Below are 17,661 nucleotides of genomic sequence, written 5' to 3' on the forward strand. Positions count from 1 at the left end.
AGCAATCCGATGATCCTTCGCCAATTCCTTCATTCCGACCCGGTCGGCATTTCGTACTTGCTGGGCTGCGTCGGCCATGCCGCGGGTGCCGTGGTCGATCCTGTCGCCGGGCCCGACACCTATCTGCACGCTGCCGAAGCGTCCGGAATGAAAATCCGGTACGTGATCGACACCCACTTGCATGCGGATCATCTGTCCACCGGCCGCGCACTTGCTGACGCAGCCGGCGCCGAATACGTGTTGTTCGCCGGAGCTGATGTCTTGCTGCCCTTCAAGGGCGTCGAGGATGGCGACGAACTCCGGCTCGGCAATGTCGTGATCGAGGTACTTCATACGCCCGGTCATACGCCGGAGCACATCTGCCTGTTGGTGACGGATCGCACACGCGCCGATGAGCCGTGGCTCCTTCTGTCCGGGCATACGCTGATGATCGGCGACCTCGGGCGAACCGAATTGGCCGCGAACGCCGAAGATGGTGCGAAAGACCTGTACCGCAGCGTGCAGAAGCTGAGGGCGCTCCCCGACTACCTGGAAATTTTGCCCGGCGCTTATGCCGGCTCGGCGTGCGGACGCAGCCTCAGCGCGAATCCGGTTTCGACGCTCGGCTTCGAGAAGCGTCACAACAAGGCGTTTCGCATCGGGAGCGAGGATGAATTCGTTCGCTTCATGCTGAGCGACGTACCGACTGCTCTGCCCGACGCTGGACGCCTGCGTATGACTAATGCCGGTCGCGATACCACGGGAGCCTGATTGCATGACCGGCACAATCATTTCGCCGGCCGGCTCCTCGATCCGGCTCGGCCTCAAGGCAAACTGGCGGCAGTTCTCGCTGCTCGTGCTGATCAACGCGTTTGTCGGCGGTATGGTCGGCATCGAGCGAACCGTGGTGCCGTTGATCGGCTCTGAAACATTCCACATCGCATCCACGACGACAATTACATCGTTCATCGTCAGCTTCGGGCTGGTCAAGGCCCTCGCCAACCTCGTTTCCGGACAACTGGCCGACACATGGGGCCGCAAGCGGGTTCTCGTCATCGGCTGGCTGCTGGCGCTGCCGGTCCCCTTCATGATCATTGCCGCACCCGGTTGGGAATGGGTGGTTGCCGCCAACGTACTGCTTGGCGTCAGTCAAGGCTTTGCGTGGTCAATGACCGTACTGATGAAAGTGGATCTCGTGGGACCGAAGGGACGCGGACTCGCGGTTGGCCTCAATGAATTCGTCGGCTATTTTGCAGTCGGGTTGACCGCGTTCCTGACTGGCTACCTCGCAAGCCGCTACGGCTTGCGGCCCGTGCCGATCTACCTCGGCGTGTTCTATGCAATTGCCGGCCTGATCCTGTCGATCCTCGTCGTGCGCGACACGCGCGAGCACGTTCGCCTGGAAGCGGGCGGCAAGGCAAAGGCAACGTCACCGCTGTCGTTCCGCGAGATTTTTTTGCTGACGTCCTTGAAGGATCGCAATCTGTTCGCTGCATCCCAGGCAGGGCTTGTCAACAACCTGAACGACGGCATGAGCTGGGGCATCCTTCCGCTGTTTTTCACCGGGCTTGGTCTCGGTATCGAGAGGATCGGCATCCTGAAAGCTGTGTATCCGATCGTATGGGGTGTCTTTCAAGTCGTGACCGGACCGTTGAGCGACCGATGGGGGCGCAAGGGCTTGATCGTCGCCGGCATGTGGGTGCAGGCTGTCGGCCTGTTTGTGACCGCGTCGACCGGGCAGTTCGGCTGGTGGCTGACGGCAAGCGTGCTGCTCGGGATCGGCACCGCGATGGTTTATCCAAGTTTGATTGCGGCGGTTTCGGATGCATCCGAGCCGGCCTGGCGAGCTCGATCACTGAGCGTTTACCGCTTCTGGCGCGATCTCGGCTATGCGATCGGTGCGCTGTCGGCCGGCCTCATCGCCGATCGCTTCGGCTTTGCCGATGCGATCCTCTCGATCGCGATCGTCACGTTTGCGTCGGGTATCGTCGTCGCGGTCGTCATGCGGGAACGCCACTGACTTTCCGTGCATTGCTGTCGTGGTAGCAAGTAAAACATCGCGGCCCTGACGCATACGCAGCATCGATCCGGTCGAATTTGAAGCCCTCCTTCGATCGGCGACCGGATCGGACGGTTCACATAACAGCCGCCGCTGATGCCGCAGTATCGGCGCCTTGCCTGACACCGCGCCGATACAAAACCTGCATTGCCACCTACGCCATGTTGGCCAGATTCAGCGCTCGCGCCGCAGCATCAAGGGATGCCGACACTACAGCTTCGAAACCTCGACGAGCAGTTCATCCGCACGATCGCGGAGCTTCAGGTGGTTGTAACGTTCGGCCCGAACGCGAATCGACTGAAGTCTCGCACGCCAATATGCGGGGTCGCCAATGACCGCCCCGAGCGGAAACTCCTCGCGTTTCTTAGAAAGCGTTTGAAGGGCACTTTTTACATGTGCCAGTTCTTGTTCAATCGTAACGTAGCGATCATCCATGCTCACCCCTGACAATTTCTTGTTGATGGTGCAGGGACACATCGATAAGACTGTTGGTTCGGCTCAACAGCCAGGTTGCTGTTCCACGTAGCGTTGCTCGGTATCAGGTGACCAGCGCAAATCCAAGACGATCTGATGCCCGACTGCGTACCAGATCAATGCAGCGTCACTTTGTCGTTCACGGTGATCAGGTTACCGCGATCCGTCGTATCGATCTATCCTCTCGCCTCTCACACAACCGACTTCCGGCGTGGCAGCACTAAACTTGCAAAAAGTACTCGAGTCTCAGCCTTCATGAGCAGCCAAGAAACTATTGATGTACCCGTCAAAGAACGCGCAACGGTTGTGTGCCTCCAAGGTCCACGAGTCTTGCTCGTCGCCCGAGCTGCGTCACGATGGGCGTTGCCCGGCGGCACAATCAAGGCTGGAGAAACGCCCCTGGAAGCAGCGCACCGCGAGCTTTGGGAAGAAACGGGGTTGGTCGATCTGGACCTTACGTACGCGATGCACTTTGGCGGCCTCTCAAAGTTGCATCACGTATTTATTGGTGAACTCGGAGCCGACCTGAAACCGCAAGCGAGTAACGAGATTGCCCGATGCAAATTGTTCCGTCACGACGCCATCGCCAAACTGCGGGCGAGTATTCCTACGAAGAAAATCATCGAGTTGGCCTATAGCGGAGAGTGGTCCGCATAGGCAAGATTCATCTCGCACTTCGGGGACGCGTGGCTATACTTCCGCGTGCAAACTTTCGGACGTTGCCCCACTCGCAGCGAGGCGAACATGACCAACGCGTACACCTACCGTGGATATACGATCGACGTTCGCTGCGAACACAAAGTCAACGCAGCTGGAATTGATGTGGCGATCGACGAAGCCTCACCTGGGTTCGTCGCCATTGTCCAGATTCGCGCAACGAATGTGCCTTCGTTCTTCCTGGCACCGATTCGCCTGGCTGACGACCACGGCAAGCTGTTTGCCGATGGACTCGACGCCTTGCGAGCCGGTCGCTCCGCGGGCGAGATAATCGTTGACGATCTTCTTGTAGACACCTGCAGCGACCGCTCGTCCGTTCAGCGATGACGGTTCCGGCGTAGTTCGTGGATTGCGTAGACGACGAGGAAAATCCCTATCATCGTTACGCCGGACGCGACGAACTCATTCAGCACACCAGTGCTATGGAGAAGCTTGGGAAAGAAGCCCATGCTCGATCCAACGATGGCCAGAATTAGACCGGCTGCTACGCCCCATGCCGGCCCTGCCTTATCGTAGCTTCCATTTTTCATACATCCCCCGCCCGATGTTATTTTCTCCGAGGCATTTCCAATATAGCCGATCAATATCATGGCATCGCCAACGTTGCTTTGACCGACGCGCCCTTCATGCAAAAAAGCCCCGCCCTCGGGGGAAAAGTGAGGACGGGGAAGTGAAGCGGACACCTCTGGCACGAGGCAGGTCCAAATGGGTTATCGGCTGCATTGTGGGGAACCTGAGACAGCGCTCTCAGAAAGATGCCCGCGGGCGGCGGTTCTTACCATCGACGGTCTTCATGTTGACGCCTTCGAGCCGCTTGGAAATTCTGTCGACCGACGCGACCTTCCAGGCCGCATCAACGCTCAATCAGCACGGAACTACGACTACTTGAGGCCACCGCTTTCCGTATTGTTTTGCTTCAATCCGCTTCCGATACGTATCAACACTGACCCGCTGCGGGTTTCGCCGAACGACCATTGAGAAAAGATCGTCCAGCCCATGCGGCGCAATAACGTCGACCGAATCATCGTCGCGAAGCACAACGCCGACTGAGGTCGCGAATTCCGGCCATGAAGCGACTGCGTCTTCCAGGGAATCGAGCGGCGCGACTGCATGGCCGAAGGTCTGCTCGAACCAGACGTGCACGGCCGCTTGATTAGTGACCTCCCATTGCATACCAGGGAGCATATCGGTCAAACGGTGCTGAAGGATCGTGTCGCGCGTGGCCGAGAAATCAGTCGAGTCAAAGTGGGCAACGTCGATGTCCGACAGTGCAGATGGCGTCTGATATTCGTGCAGTGCATCCCACACGAGGTTGCGTATCGCCCCGGCTCCGATACACCAAGAAGGTAGATTCAAGCTACGGGCAGCAATGAGTGCGGGCCAAAACCACGTCGATTGACGTGCGATGCTTACAAGACGGGCTTCCAAATCGGCGGCTGGCATAGTCGGATACCGTGGTCACTAACGATACGTCGGATTGAATAGCGAACATGGGCGGTCAACCTCCCAGTTCCCTTCCCGAAAGATTGTCGCCCCTTGCACACAACACCGTCGATCCTTGAGGTTCGACTCTCGTTGGGCCGCTATTCGTCGTCACAAAGCCAAATAGTCAGACAAATAGCTCTTGATCGCGCGTTTGCAAATTTCCATATTTCAACTATCATGGAAATATGGAAACGAATACTGTCGTCCGCGCACTCGGCGCCTTGGCCCAGGAATCCCGCTTGGCCGTCTTCCGACTTCTCGTGCAAGCCGGTCCCGACGGGTTGCCTGCCGGCCAGATTGCCGAGCACTTGGGCATTGCGCCTTCGTCGCTGTCCTTTCACATGAAAGAACTCACCTACGCGAATCTCGTCACGGTCGAGCAGCGAGGTCGCTTCATGATCTATTCAGCCAATTACCCGGCGATGAACGACCTGTTGGGTTTTCTGACCGAGAACTGTTGTGGCGGAAATCCTTGCACACCCGTAGGTGCCGGCACTTGCAAGTCTCCACAGGAGAACGAATCGTGAAGCGTATGCACATCCACTTGGCCGTCCAAGATCTCACGGCCAGTATCCGGTTTTATTCGGCGCTCTTCGCGAGCGAACCCTCCGTTGAGAAGGCCGATTACGCGAAATGGATGCTCGACGATCCTCGCGTCAATTTCGCCATCTCGCAGCGTGGCACAGCGCCGGGGCTCGATCATCTCGGCGTCCAGGTCGAGAACGAGGCCGAGCTCGCCGAAATGCACGCGCGTCTGAGCGACGCTGCACTGCCCGTCGACGAGCAAATCGGCGCGGCCTGCTGCTATGCGCGCTCCGACAAATACTGGACGGTCGATCCACAAGGCATCGCCTGGGAAACGTACCAAACGCTCGGCGACATCCCGACGTTCGGTGAATCGCGCAACGTACCGGCGGCAGATTCAAGCGCCAACGCTTCAGTCAACTGTTCCCCTGCGCGCGGCAAGCCGGTCGGTGTGCCGGTGAAATCTACCTGCTGCTGAGACATGACCACGAACGTACTGATCCTCTGCACCCATAACTCAGCACGTAGCGTGCTGTCGGAAGGGATGCTCAATCACTTGGCCACGAAGCTGGGCAAGGACGTGCGCGCCTACAGCGCTGGTAGTGCGCCGAGCGGTCGCCTCAATCCGTTCGCACTGGAAGCACTGACGAAGGCCGGTGTCGACGTCGACGGATACCACAGCAAGAGCTGGGACAAGTTCGTTGGCAACGGTGCGCCTGAAATGCGTGTCGTCATCACGGTGTGCGATAGCGCAGCGTCTGAGACGTGCCCGTACTGGCCCGGCAGCCCCGTCAAAGTCCATTGGGGCTACGCCGATCCGTCGAACGCGACCGGCAGTGACGAGGGCAAACGCCTCGCGTTCGAGCTGACGCGCCAGGCGATCGGCTATCGCATGCTGCAGTTGCTGGCACTGCCCCTCGATCGCATGAGCAATGCCGAACTACAAACGGCGTTGATCGATATCGCGCAGAACTGATCATTCGCATGGTGGCTTGTCAAAACGAGCGGCCGCCAACGAACTCAATGCTGAACCCTGTCCAATGAATACGTCCAACGTCGCCCCGCCGAGAAAGGCTGTTGCAAAGCCTCCCATCAATTTCTTCGAGCGCTACCTTACCGTCTGGGTCGCACTCTGTATCGTCGCCGGCATCGCGCTCGGCCAGACGCTGCCCGGCCTGTTCCAGCAGATCGGTCGAATGGAATACGCTCAGGTGAATCTTCCGGTCGGGTTGTTGATCTGGGTGATGATCATCCCGATGCTCGTCAAGGTCGACTTCGGCGCGTTGCATGAAGTACGTCAACACGTTAAAGGCATCGGTGTCACGCTCGTCGTGAACTGGCTCGTCAAGCCGTTCTCGATGGCATTCCTCGGCTGGCTGTTCATCCGCCACCTGTTCGCGCCAATGCTTCCGGCAGACCAGCTCGACAGTTACATCGCCGGCCTGATCCTGCTGGCTGCGGCGCCGTGCACGGCGATGGTGTTTGTATGGAGTCGCCTGACAGGCGGCGATCCGCTGTTCACGCTGTCGCAGGTGGCGCTGAACGACAGCATCATGGTGATTGCCTTCGCGCCGCTGGTTGGCCTGCTGCTCGGCATGTCCGCGATCACGGTGCCGTGGGCGACATTGCTCACGTCGGTCGTGCTGTACATCGTCATCCCGGTGATCATCGCGCAGATCTTGCGTAAGCGGCTGCTTGCCAACGGTCAGGCTGCATTCGACGCTGCAATGGCGAAGATCGGTCCGTGGTCGATCACCGCTCTGCTGGCGACGCTCGTGCTGCTGTTCGCCTTCCAGGGCGAAGCGATTCTCAAGCAACCTCTGGTGATCGCGCTGCTCGCGGTGCCGATCCTCATTCAGGTCTTCTTCAATTCGGCGCTCGCGTACTGGCTCAACCGAGTGGTGGGTGAGAAACACAATATCGCTTGCCCCTCGGCACTGATCGGGGCATCGAATTTCTTCGAGCTGGCAGTCGCGGCCGCAATCAGCCTCTTCGGGTTCCATTCCGGCGCAGCGTTGGCAACGGTCGTGGGCGTGTTGATCGAAGTGCCGGTCATGTTGCTGGTGGTACGCATCGTGAATCAATCGAAAGACTGGTACGAATGCGCTTGAGCAATGACAGGAATCTCGCCATGACCGATATCACGATCTATCACAACCCGAATTGCGGGACGTCGCGCAACACGCTGGCATGATCCGTAACTCGGGAGTCGAGCCGCGCGTCGTGCACTATCTGGAAACGCCGCCGAGCCGGGAGGAACTGGTCGGCCTGATTGCGGCGATGAAGTGTCTCGTGCGCGATGTTCTGCGCCGCAAAGGAACGCCTTACGATGAACTGGATCTCGACAACGCGAAATGGAACGCCGGAGCTGCCGATGCCGTTGACGCGTTACTTCGTGGCCACGTATGGTCGTTTCACAATCGAATTTCGATATAGTCACGACGCTACAACGATCCATTCATGGATGATCGAGACCTCTACGCAGGACTCATCCGACTGCACGTGCTTCATCATGCAGCCGAAGAGCCCGTCTATGGGCTTGCCATGATCGAAGAACTGGACAAGATGAGTGCGGGCACGCTTTACCCGATCCTGCACGGTCTGGAGAAGAAGGGATATCTGAAGTCGACACTCGAACGGTCGGGGCGTAGCGGCAGGCGAGTCTATCGAGCGACTGCGGCCGGACGACGAGCCCTCGCCTCGGCCAAACACAAAGTGCGCGAACTCTTCGGTGAACTCTTCGAAGAAGACTGGCGTGCGCCGTTTCTGACACCACGCTTACTCCTCGCGAGATTGAAGGCTTTATGGAAGCAAGTATGTCGACGTCACGCCCGAACCGCACCGGTTCCGCGTTCGAGGTTCTATTGGCATTCCTGAAGCTCGGGATGACGTCGTTCGGCGGGCCCATCGCCCACATCGGATACTTTCGCCGTGAATTCGTGGAGCGCCGTGGCTGGCTCGACGACGAAACATTTACCGATCTGGTTGGGCTATGCCAGTTCCTTCCGGGACCGGCAAGCAGCCAGGTAGGATTTTCGATCGGCCTCCTGCGGGCAGGAGGACCAGGCGCACTGGCAGCGTGGTGCGGATTCACGCTGCCGTCCGTGTTGCTGATGCTCGCCTTTGCAATCGTTGCGCCGAGCCTCGGCGGCCCGATCGGCGAAGGTGTGATCCATGGATTGAAGCTCGTCGCCGTCGCTGTCGTTGCGCAGGCCGTGTGGGATATGGCGCGACGTTTGTGCCCTGACCATCGACGTGCGGCAATCGCACTCATTGCGATTGCCGTGCTTGGCATACTGACGACCGTCTATTCCCAGCTCATTGTGATCGGTTTGGGTGCAGTCCTCGGGCTAGCGCTATGTCGATCGAATGCGGCACCGGACGCTAATCGCGCGCTGCAACCCAGTCACGAATTCCGCGTGTCTCGCATGACGGGCGCTGTCGCGTTGATTCTATTCTGCGTGCTGCTGTTCGGGCTTCCGGCGTTCACCGGCCTTCATGACAATCAGACAGTCAAGGTATTCGATGCGTTCTATCGGTCCGGCGCGCTCGTTTTCGGTGGCGGACACGTGATGTTGCCGCTGTTGCAACAGCAAACCGTCGCGACCGGATGGGTCACGCCGAATGATTTTCTTGCAGGTTATGGCGCCGCACAGGCGATTCCGGGGCCGCTTTCCACGTTCGCGGCCTATCTCGGCTGGATGATGCACGACGCCCCGAATCACTGGGTCGGCGCAACACTGGCCACGGCGGGCATCTTCCTGCCCGGATTGCTGCTGGTGCTCGCTGCGATGCCGTATTGGCAAGCGCTGCGTGCCCGCCCCTCGATGACGGCCGTCCTGGCTGGCGTGAACGCTGCAGTTGTCGGCTTGCTGGCGATGGCGTTGTACTCGCCGGTATGGACGAGCGCGGTTCACTCCGAGCTCGACTTTGGCATCGCCGTCATCGGGTTCTTCCTGTTGACCCGCTGGAAACTCCCGCCACTTCCGGTAGTAGTGCTCTGCGCATTGGCCGGTGTTGCCGAATCGCTGCTTCGCTGAGATACGCTCTTGCGTGTTGAGCCGACTCGAGTCCCGAATGGGCTGAGTGTGTCACCGAGTTCGCTCTGGCACGCTGGCACGACCGGCCAATCGTGAAGATGCATAAGATCTCGCTCCAACATGCTCTGCATCCCGCTGAAGAGCGGTATATCGATGCCGCCTCGCACCTGCACGAGTTCGGTCCCCGCGTCCCCAAGGTCGACTATGCGCGGTGTCCATTCTGTCGGCTTCACAAGATGCAGATGTCCTCCACGAGCGATTCCGTGCCGATTTTCCATCACTGCCGGCAGGTGTCACCGGTTCCTTGTGCCATTCCACGCAGAGCGAAGTGCAACCTCGTTCTGCCGCACCGCAAGCTCCGAAATTGCGAGGCCGAGCGGCGCCAGGCAAAGCCATCCCTTGAAGATCAATGCGGTCAGTTTGTTTCAGAAGCGTCTCAGGACGCTGTCTCGCGTTGCCAAGGCGGAGCCTCCAACAGGACATCGCCATATCGGTCGATCGGAAAGCTCAACGTGCCCCTGAAGTTCACGTGCGCAAAATGTGCAGGTCCCATCCGGCGTAACCACTCGTCGTCGACTTGCCGGCCCTTGTGGCGCCAGTCGTCAACCGTCGCTTGCATGCGCTGGGTATTCCAGGCGATAACGAGGTTCGTCAAAAGCGTCAACGAACCAGAGATGGCGACCATTTCATCGCGACGCCGGCCACGCTCGGGGGCTACCCGGCCCGTGTAGATCGCACGCTGAAGCTGATGTACCGACTCCCCCCGATTCAACAGCGTATGCAGTTCCCTGCGGAACGCCGTGTTGCTGAAGTAATCGCACAGGAAAAGCGTGCGCAGCAACTTGCCGAGTTGATCGGCGGCCCGATGCACCGGGTCGCCCTGTGCGGCACTGCCGAACCGCTGCAGCGCGACCACCGCGCTAACACGGCCCGATTGGATCGAGGCAACGAGCCGAAGCAGTTCATCCCAGCCGTCGCGAATCGACTTGAGCGAAACGTCGTGGGCCACGGCTGGCACCAGACCTTCAGAGGTGGCAAAGCGGCGCGGCAGGTACAACTTGCGTTCAGCCAGATTGCGTAGGCCTGGACATAGGTCGAAGCCGAGCAACTTCGACACGGCCATCCCGACGCTCGTGTACCCGTGGGTATCGACCGAGAGCCGAAGCAGTCCACCGTCGTCGCGGTTTTCGTTATGCCGCAATACGCCTTCGATGGCTACGCCCGCCTGCCGTTCATTCAGCACGATCGGCTGGTTATAGACGATGCCATGCTGATCCAGCACGTGCGTATAGATACCGACCGCGTGGGTTCGGCGCCGCGGATCGACCCGGGCGTAAAAGAGATGCGGCGACGTGTCCAGACTCATGGAATCGCTGGATGCGTGTCGCCCGGTGCCCCACAGTTCGGTAATAGGATGTGTGCGCTGGAACTCGACCACACGCTCGTTCGCACGCAACAGGCGGCTAGGCATTTCGAGTGCCCGCATCGCCGTCGCAATCGGCGCCAAGTCGAGTTGCGGGACCATCGCCACGACGCTCTTCGCATCGAGATCTGTGCCGTGTGCAATCAGCGCCGCGTACAAAGAGACCAGTTCGTTCGCATTGCGCGCGCGTCGGGCGAGCAGCGTTTCGCTGAAGCCAGTATGGACATCCATCTCGATGAGCAGATCGGCCAGCTGCGTGGTGCCGATTTCTTTGAACATCAAGTCGCGCGTGCGCCTCGGGATGCCGTCGGTAGGCGTCGCCTCGAGCGCCGACAGATGCAATGCACCGTCGGTCCCGACCGCGACACGCCCAGCCTGACGTGCCTCCTCGAGTGCCGCGAGCCCTGCCTTCAGGAGGCTTGACACGCCCGCCAGGAACGGCTCAGCCTTGTGGGGGAGGCCAAGCGACGAGAGATGCCGGTCGCGCTCGCGATCCCACTGCGCCGGCGGAATCAGCAGTTGATCACGAGCGCGGAATGAAAGACTATGGCCGATCCAAACCGATCCGCGTCGCAAACCCTTCCGTAACCCCATGATCGCCGACGCTTGAAGCGCCCGCATCGCGCGTACGCGATCCTCACCCTCGACAAGGTCGCGCCAGCTTGCGCTCACCGGCACCTCGCAGTCGGCGGGCAGTTCGGTCGCGCCACGGTCATGCAGCATACCAAGGACTGCGAGCTGCCGTAGGCTCGGCTCAGCGTCCCGGCCGGACAGATCCAGTTCGCGTAACGGTACCAGCAGGTTTCGGATGCGATGATGATCATCGGTCAGCGTTTCGCGGACGCTGGCAGCGTGACTCGTCGGCGGCTTGTCCGACAGATCTTCGAGCAGTTTGCCGATCTTGGTGAGCCGTTCCTCTGCGGAACGGCTCGTATCGTCGGCGAGCGCCTTGATCGTGATCAGTTGCTGCCGGTACTCGACAGCGGACCGCGCCTGTTTGACCGTCGTCCGATCGTAGGCGTGCCGGACGAGATCGGAGACACGGCGTCCCGTTTGGTACAACAGCGCGTCGGTCAGCTCCAACAACGAAACGTGCATGAAGAAAATCAGCTCGATCGTGCGCGTCGACGCCTTGAGTTCACGAACCTTGGCAGGCCGCCGAGCCTGAATTCGCAGCGCATAGGCGCGCTGTTTTTCGATCGGTACCGCGTTCAGGTTCCACGTGTGTGCGCCGAGCGACTTAAGGAAGCGGACCTTCGCTAGGGTCTCAGTAATGGTGGACGGGCTGTGTCGCGCAGGTGGCGTCTTTAGCCACTCGAGCACGGTCATCCCTGACGTACCATGTTGCGTAGACAAGACCGAATCGGCTTGCACCAGTTGGGCCTCGCTGACGGTCGCCTGGATCCTCGCGAGCAGGCCGCGTTCTGTTTCCGACCAGATTGCTCGCCCCAAGTCTCGTAACGTTCGCTCGGCAGGAATCAAAAGCCGTCGCTCGTACAGCCAGTGACGCGCGTGCTGCACCAGCTCGTCGAGGGTGAGTGATTCAGCGGCATCCTGCCGCATCCACGCTCCGAGTCCGGCCCAGTGGTCGACACCCATCGACGTGAGGCCAAGGTATTTGCACGCCCACACCTGGTGCTCGTATTGCGTTTTATAGCGCTGGTACAGCGTGCGCAGCGACGCGATCGACGGCGTTGGCACGCCGAGGCGCTCACCGACATATCGCAACAGGTGCCGTGGCAGGGTCCCGACATGATCCAGCGTATGGCCGCTGGCCCGCAGAAAAACGAGTTGGATGGCGACGCCTGCGCGGCGATCGCGCCGGAAACGCTCGTTGATCGCGGCCAGGTCGCTGTCGTTCAGCGCGAAGTAGCGTTCGAGGTCGAACTCCGACAGTCGCGCCGGCAAGCGATCTTGCCCCACATACCGAAATTCCAGGCCCGGCATCAGGTGCCTCCTGTCACGGTCGCAATGGGAAATTGCGGGCAGGTAGCTTACCGCAGATCACGGTCGGAACTGTCGACGATAGTCGGAATCTGCCGTGAAACCTCGCTACACAAAGCTTTCAGGCGAAACCGCCAGATTTTGCACGAAAAGGACGATTACCCCCTTGAGGGCGATCCAGAGAAAGCTGTGAATGGTCGAAACGTGGAAGAGTGGATCGTTCCCGACGTCGCCCCATATCTCGCCGACAGCAACCTCAGTATAGGTGATGCAGGCAATCTTCTTTGCTCGTCGGCGAAGGTACAGTCAGCTGTCCCGGCAGCAACGTCGCTACCCTCCCGTTCTTAGCCCCCTACTGTATCGATTTCTTGGGGGTTCAAGCCGCCCGCAAGAAAGTCATGCGTAAAGCGCACTCACAGTTCGATGGGTTGCTCGAGGTCATCGCATCGGTCCAAGAAATCCTGCTGCCCCGACAGCGACACCGGCGGCCGCCACACTTCAACAGCTGTGCCGATCAGATGAATCGCATACATGACGCCGAGCATGCTTGTTCGCACGTGGAATCGGCGAATTTGACCGATGCATATTCTCTCCGGTAGCTGCCTAGCCGCGTGCGCTCAATCGATCATCTTTGACAAGCGCTGCCTGACAATCTGCTCGGCCTCGCTCATCACCCGACGGATTAGTTCGGCAACGCTTGGAACGTCCCGGATGAGACCTGCGACCATGCCGCAGGACCACGCACCAGCATCGATGTCGCCGTCTCGCATGACACGTGGATACACGCCCGCTACTTCATCCACAATGTCCTCGAAGCGGATCTCGGCGCCCAGTTGCCGCTCTTTTTCCAGCAGTCGATCGACGCCCGCATTGCGGAGCACACGCTCGGTATTTCGCAGCGGCCGCATGACCAGACGCGTGTCCAATTCACTGGCTTGGACGATCGCTTCCTTCACGCGCGAATGCACGGGCGCTTCCCGGGTTGCCACGAAGCGCGTACCCATATTGATGCCGGCGGCGCCGAGCGCCAGGGCGGCGACCAGCGAGCGACCATCCGCCATGCCTCCGGATGCCAAAAACGGAATGCGCAGTTCGTCGGCTGCACGCGGCAGCAAGATGAAATTGGGCACGTCGTCTTCGCCGGGATGACCGCCACATTCGAAACCATCCACGCTGACCGCATCGCAGCCAAGTGCCTCGGCCTTGAGCGCGTGGCGCACCGAGGTGCATTTATGAATGACCTTGACGCCGGCCTTGTGCAACTCCGGTAACCATTTCTGAGGATTGTTCCCCGCTGTCTCCACGACCTTGACGCCGCCATCTATGATCGCTTTCACATATCCGGCGTAGTCCGGCGGCGTACGCACTGGAAGAAAGGTAAGGTTCACGCCGAATGGCTTCTCAGTCAGATCTCGGCAGCGACGGATCTCATCAGCGAGCGCCTGCGCCGTGGGCTGCGTCAGCGCTGTGAGGATGCCAAGCCCTCCCGCATTAGAAACCGCAGCGGCCAGTTCGGCCAAGCCGACAAAATGCATGCCGCCCTGAACGATGGGGTGTTCGATGCCGAGGAGTTCGGTGATTTGCGTCTTCATAGTTCGCTTAGATCGTGTTTACACTGTTTGCTCGAGGCGATGCTTCGAATACGGATCAGCCACCGTATTCCGCCGACGGCATTCCCATCGCCCGCGCGCGCCTCGGCATACCCGGGTTGCTCCGCTATGTGTGCAGAGCGCGCAACGATATGCAGCATTCACATGGCTTCCGTGAGCATGCTGCCTTTGAGAAATCATGCTTTTTTGCTGTACGCACTACTCCAACCCTTGGCCGCAACTTGCCTGCCGCCGAAAATTGGGCATGGCGCAAACGGATCATTCGGTTTCCCCTGGTATAGCGTGCAATTTCGACAGTCCTCGCCCGCCACGTACTTCGAATACTTCGCTTTGTTCAGCCGGGTCGCGTCGGTCAAGTAGCCGAGTGCGACCGCCGTCGCATCGGTTTCCGACACCTTGGCTGCATCTGCAAACGCAACGCGTGACAGTGCCAATCCCGAAGCAATACCTGCGGACGTGATCACAAAATTGCGGCGGGACTTGATCATGCAAAAACTCCTTTGTTGTGAAATGGCGTGTCATCCTGACACCGATATATCCGTAAAATCCAGACGATTCCAAATCTGTATTAACCCGGGACAGACACAAAAAGCCTTCGAGGCGGATAACTTTCCATGTCGTGGTCGCATCGGGTCAGGCTGTACACGAGCATCTTCAACTCGTCGAGATGAGCGGAGTAAAGACCACGTGGCGACGTACCATGCTTCGTGCAAAGATGCGCAGCCGCCGCCACTGCGATCCCGTGTTGCGCCCCGTTCCCCATCAGCTTGATTGCCGAAGCAGCCACATGAGTCACGCTGATATGCTTGCCCGCCATCAGCAGGTTTTCGATATCGGCAGAGTAAAGGCACCGGAATGGCACACTGTAGGACTGCTTGTCACGCTGATCGAAAATCCAGTCCTTGAGGCGGAAGTCGTATTTTCCTTCGCCCGGGCCCCATGCGCAGTGGATGCAGAACGCGCCGTCGTTGGCAATCAGGGCATCGTCGAAATGCGTATGGTTCCGAATGTCGTTTTCGGTCAGCACATAGTCGCCCCGGTATCGACGGAATTCGCCCTGGGCCGCGACATGGGCCATCCATTCAAATTCGAGGTTCGCGTATTTTTCTGCGTCCAGCCGTTTGACGTTGGCAAACGTGCCGTACAGCGCGCGCATCAGATAGTCGCGAACCTGCTCGCCGGAAGTGTACGGATCCAGCCACTGGCCGTACTCCCAGAAATGCGTGGCGGGAAATACGTCGGCCTTGCTGCCAAACCTGAATTCCGGTGTCGCCGGATTCGGTCCTGCCGACGGACCCGGCCCGTTTTCGTGACCGACCGCTGAGAGTTGGCCGCTCAGGTTCGCATAGTCCTTTGCCACTTCCGTTGCCCACGGAACGTCCGGAAACGGCACGGGATGGTCGGCCATCCGCGTCCGGAAAAAGAGGGTGTTGCCATGGTGCATCTCATCGGCAACCTCCGGCGCATACGGCTCGTCATATTCCGACCTTGCTTCTCGACCAAACAGCGTCGCCCCCCCCGCAAGCATGCCGAGAATGGCAACGCCGGACGCATCAATGAACATCCCCGCACGAATGCGGCGCTCGTACCCGCCACGTGCGCTCACCGTGTCGACGGACACGATGCGGGAACCTTCGCGCGCGACGGCTACGACCCGGTGCTCGAGGTAAACGGTAGCCGTTGCTTCCGCCTCCAGCAGTCGAATCGCAGCCAGATCGCCGTCAGCGCTGCGTTCGGATAGTTCCTTGAGCAGAGCTCCCTGGGCGCCACGCGGCATCAGCCCGATCTCCCTGCTGGCGTTCCCCCCCAAGACCGGCCGATCGTGGATGAGCGCGACGCGCAAACCTAACCGCGCTGCGGTCAAGCCGGCGGCGCACCCGGAGATGCCGCCGCCGACCACGACAACGTCGTAAAAGCCCCCATCCAGCGGCTCCGCGGGAATCCCCCGCAGGGCCTTGCGCCACGCTTTGAATTCCGGGCCTACCTCGTCAGGCGGAACCGTGTCGTCATCGGCAAAGTAGATCGCATCACATCGGCCGTCAAAACCCGTCAAATCGTGCAGGGCTATCCGGTTCTCTCCCTGCTGCAGGAAGACCCGGCCTGCCGCCTGCCATGACCAGTCACGACCGTTCTCGCCGAGTACCGTCTCGAGCCGCTCGCCATTGATCGAAATCTGGAAACGGCCCGGATGATGGGATGGAACCCAGTCCTTCGCACGCACCCAGACGGTACGTTCACCCGCCGCCTGTACGCTGATGGACGTGGTGGCATCTGCCACGGGTCGGCCCAGACCATGCGCGAGCAGGTATGGGGCGCCCATGCGGGTTTCGAACTGTGAATCGAGAACCCAACCGCCATGGTTCTCGAAGTCCTCGCACTGAAGGAGCAACCCCGGGGGCCTGGTATCCGGGAAGGAAGCTTCGGAGGCTGCTGTTGAATGGTGTGCAAGCGTCATGGATGTCTCCATTTGAATGGGTTGCGGCATTCCAGCCCTGCGCGCCGATCGCGAATACGCGCGCGAGTCGCATCAGGCGATCGCGCCAGCACCTTGCACGCGTGCCGGTGCTTTTCGTGCGCGACGAAGCAACTGCAAGCCGAACCACACCATCCACAACGGCAGCAGGAGGACGACGACGATCTCGCTCGCCCCCGTCACGGCTTCGAACTCCGGAAAGAATCCGGACACGAAAATGATCGCGAAAAACCATGCGGTTATCTTGAGCAGGAACGACCCGTGCCATCCGGCCTCTTTCAGCTGGTTGGCGACGATCGGCGCCCAGAAGAAAACCAGCGGGCCTTCGGACCACCACAACCCGCTTTGCGTGCCGTTGGCGACCGTCGTCCATGCTGCCGCCGCGGCGGCCCGCGCAGTGTCGTCTCCGCCCGCATACATTTGCGCCAGCGGGTTGAGCACCGACAACTGGAGTGCGGCGCCCGTGATACCGAGTACCGCGTACGCCCCGATCCCGAACGCGATCATGTAACCCAGCGCGCCGAGTTCATCCTTGAAGGTATGCAGAAAGTACCCGCCGATCACGAGCACCGCGAGATAGAAGCCGAACACGTCGGCCAGCATCGACAAGCGAAACAGATCACGCGTGCCGGACGGCAAGCTCAGCATCGTCGCACCGTGCAGCAACATCCCGGCATCCGTACCGGCCACCGTCGACACCAGCCCGACGTTCGCGTAGGCCAGCAGGCCGCCGATGATCGCACTCCATGCCGTGAAACGCATGACCTTGTGTGAATCGTTCCTCATTCTCTTTCTCCGTACACCATGTGCGGCTCCCGCGTCGGGAACCATTCGATAACAGTGACCGCCCCGATCGGACGACGTCTCAAACCGGGCTGCCCGATCTCTAGTTCATTACAACAATGATAGGTCGAAATGACAAACATAAAGTC

The 17,661-nt window shown here is 59.9% G+C and carries 19 protein-coding genes and 1 pseudogene; 11 read left to right on the forward strand and 9 right to left on the reverse strand.

Annotated elements, in window-relative coordinates:
- Positions 1-9: 9 nt before the first annotated feature.
- Both AC5LXK_RS34425 and AC5LXK_RS34430 read left to right on the forward strand, forming a co-directional pair.
- A complete protein-coding gene (locus AC5LXK_RS34425; protein ID WP_493394107.1) occupies positions 10-750 on the forward strand; it encodes an MBL fold metallo-hydrolase in 741 nt (246 codons plus the stop codon).
- 4 nt (positions 751-754) lie between these two features.
- Entirely contained in the window at positions 755-1,999 is a 1,245-nt protein-coding gene (locus tag AC5LXK_RS34430; RefSeq protein WP_493394108.1) for an MFS transporter, read from the forward strand.
- A 249-nt stretch (positions 2,000-2,248) separates the two neighbouring features.
- Here AC5LXK_RS34430 and AC5LXK_RS34435 read toward each other — a convergent pair whose 3' ends face one another.
- The gene (locus tag AC5LXK_RS34435; RefSeq protein WP_493394109.1) at positions 2,249-2,473 is read right to left on the reverse strand and encodes a hypothetical protein; all 225 of its coding nucleotides are present in this window, start codon (positions 2,471-2,473) and stop codon (positions 2,249-2,251) included.
- 294 nt (positions 2,474-2,767) lie between these two features.
- On the opposite strand from AC5LXK_RS34435, the gene AC5LXK_RS34440 reads away from it, so the two are divergent.
- Positions 2,768-3,169, forward strand: a complete 402-nt coding sequence (locus tag AC5LXK_RS34440) for an NUDIX hydrolase (protein WP_493394110.1) — start codon at positions 2,768-2,770, stop codon at positions 3,167-3,169.
- A gap of 87 nt (positions 3,170-3,256) precedes the next feature.
- Complete coding sequence (locus AC5LXK_RS34445) at positions 3,257-3,556, forward strand: hydrogenase maturation factor (protein ID WP_493394111.1); 300 nt, start codon at positions 3,257-3,259, stop codon at positions 3,554-3,556.
- Here the strand turns inward: AC5LXK_RS34445 and AC5LXK_RS34450 are convergent.
- Both AC5LXK_RS34450 and AC5LXK_RS34455 read right to left on the reverse strand, forming a co-directional pair.
- Positions 3,547-3,921 (reverse strand): hypothetical protein, encoded by a 375-nt coding sequence (locus tag AC5LXK_RS34450; protein WP_493394112.1) that lies wholly within the window; start codon positions 3,919-3,921, stop codon positions 3,547-3,549. The genes AC5LXK_RS34445 and AC5LXK_RS34450 overlap by 10 nt on opposite strands.
- A 172-nt stretch (positions 3,922-4,093) precedes the next feature.
- On the reverse strand, positions 4,094-4,672 hold the full coding sequence (locus AC5LXK_RS34455) for a nucleotidyltransferase family protein (RefSeq protein WP_493394113.1): 579 nt from the start codon (positions 4,670-4,672) through the stop codon (positions 4,094-4,096).
- Positions 4,673-4,899: 227 nt separating this feature from the next.
- Between AC5LXK_RS34455 and AC5LXK_RS34460 the strand changes: the two genes are divergently transcribed.
- The 7 genes and pseudogenes from AC5LXK_RS34460 (at position 4,900) to chrA (ending at position 9,279) form a co-directional block, all read left to right on the forward strand.
- Positions 4,900-5,241, forward strand: a complete 342-nt coding sequence (locus AC5LXK_RS34460; protein ID WP_493394114.1) for an ArsR/SmtB family transcription factor — start codon at positions 4,900-4,902, stop codon at positions 5,239-5,241.
- Positions 5,238-5,717 carry an ArsI/CadI family heavy metal resistance metalloenzyme gene (locus AC5LXK_RS34465; protein WP_493394115.1) on the forward strand — a complete coding sequence of 160 codons (480 nt, stop codon included), beginning with the start codon at positions 5,238-5,240 and terminating at the stop codon, positions 5,715-5,717. The genes AC5LXK_RS34460 and AC5LXK_RS34465 overlap by 4 nt, the downstream gene beginning before the upstream one ends.
- 3 nt (positions 5,718-5,720) lie before the next feature.
- The gene (locus AC5LXK_RS34470; RefSeq protein ID WP_493394116.1) at positions 5,721-6,215 is read left to right on the forward strand and encodes an arsenate reductase ArsC; all 495 of its coding nucleotides are present in this window, start codon (positions 5,721-5,723) and stop codon (positions 6,213-6,215) included.
- Positions 6,216-6,279: 64 nt separating this feature from the next.
- Positions 6,280-7,350: an ACR3 family arsenite efflux transporter gene (arsB, locus tag AC5LXK_RS34475; protein ID WP_493394117.1), complete on the forward strand. Its 1,071-nt coding sequence runs from the start codon at positions 6,280-6,282 to the stop codon at positions 7,348-7,350.
- Positions 7,351-7,370: 20 nt separating this feature from the next.
- Positions 7,371-7,600 (forward strand): annotated as a pseudogene (locus AC5LXK_RS34480) (ArsC/Spx/MgsR family protein); the annotation flags it as partial.
- Positions 7,601-7,699: 99 nt separating this feature from the next.
- On the forward strand, positions 7,700-8,116 hold the full coding sequence (locus tag AC5LXK_RS34485; protein ID WP_493394118.1) for a PadR family transcriptional regulator: 417 nt from the start codon (positions 7,700-7,702) through the stop codon (positions 8,114-8,116).
- Positions 8,044-9,279 carry a chromate efflux transporter gene (gene chrA, locus AC5LXK_RS34490; RefSeq protein WP_493394119.1) on the forward strand — a complete coding sequence of 412 codons (1,236 nt, stop codon included), beginning with the start codon at positions 8,044-8,046 and terminating at the stop codon, positions 9,277-9,279. Before AC5LXK_RS34485 ends, chrA begins: the two co-directional genes overlap by 73 nt.
- A 436-nt stretch (positions 9,280-9,715) precedes the next feature.
- On the opposite strand, the gene AC5LXK_RS34495 is transcribed toward chrA, so the two are convergent.
- From AC5LXK_RS34495 to AC5LXK_RS34520, 6 genes are all read right to left on the reverse strand, one after another.
- A complete protein-coding gene (locus AC5LXK_RS34495) occupies positions 9,716-12,649 on the reverse strand; it encodes a Tn3 family transposase (protein WP_493394120.1) in 2,934 nt (977 codons plus the stop codon).
- A 410-nt stretch (positions 12,650-13,059) separates the two neighbouring features.
- Complete coding sequence (locus AC5LXK_RS34500; protein WP_493394121.1) at positions 13,060-13,191, reverse strand: hypothetical protein; 132 nt, start codon at positions 13,189-13,191, stop codon at positions 13,060-13,062.
- Positions 13,192-13,263: 72 nt separating this feature from the next.
- Positions 13,264-14,238: an NAD(P)H-dependent flavin oxidoreductase gene (locus tag AC5LXK_RS34505; protein WP_493387071.1), complete on the reverse strand. Its 975-nt coding sequence runs from the start codon at positions 14,236-14,238 to the stop codon at positions 13,264-13,266.
- A gap of 194 nt (positions 14,239-14,432) precedes the next feature.
- Entirely contained in the window at positions 14,433-14,744 is a 312-nt protein-coding gene (locus tag AC5LXK_RS34510) for a high-potential iron-sulfur protein (RefSeq protein ID WP_493394122.1), read from the reverse strand.
- 80 nt (positions 14,745-14,824) lie between these two features.
- Complete coding sequence (locus AC5LXK_RS34515; protein ID WP_493394123.1) at positions 14,825-16,711, reverse strand: FAD-dependent oxidoreductase; 1,887 nt, start codon at positions 16,709-16,711, stop codon at positions 14,825-14,827.
- 72 nt (positions 16,712-16,783) lie between these two features.
- Positions 16,784-17,560: a hypothetical protein gene (locus AC5LXK_RS34520; RefSeq protein WP_493394124.1), complete on the reverse strand. Its 777-nt coding sequence runs from the start codon at positions 17,558-17,560 to the stop codon at positions 16,784-16,786.
- Between the last annotated feature and the right edge of the window lie 101 nt (positions 17,561-17,661).

The sequence above is a fragment of the Burkholderia pulmonis genome (genome assembly GCF_984667975.1).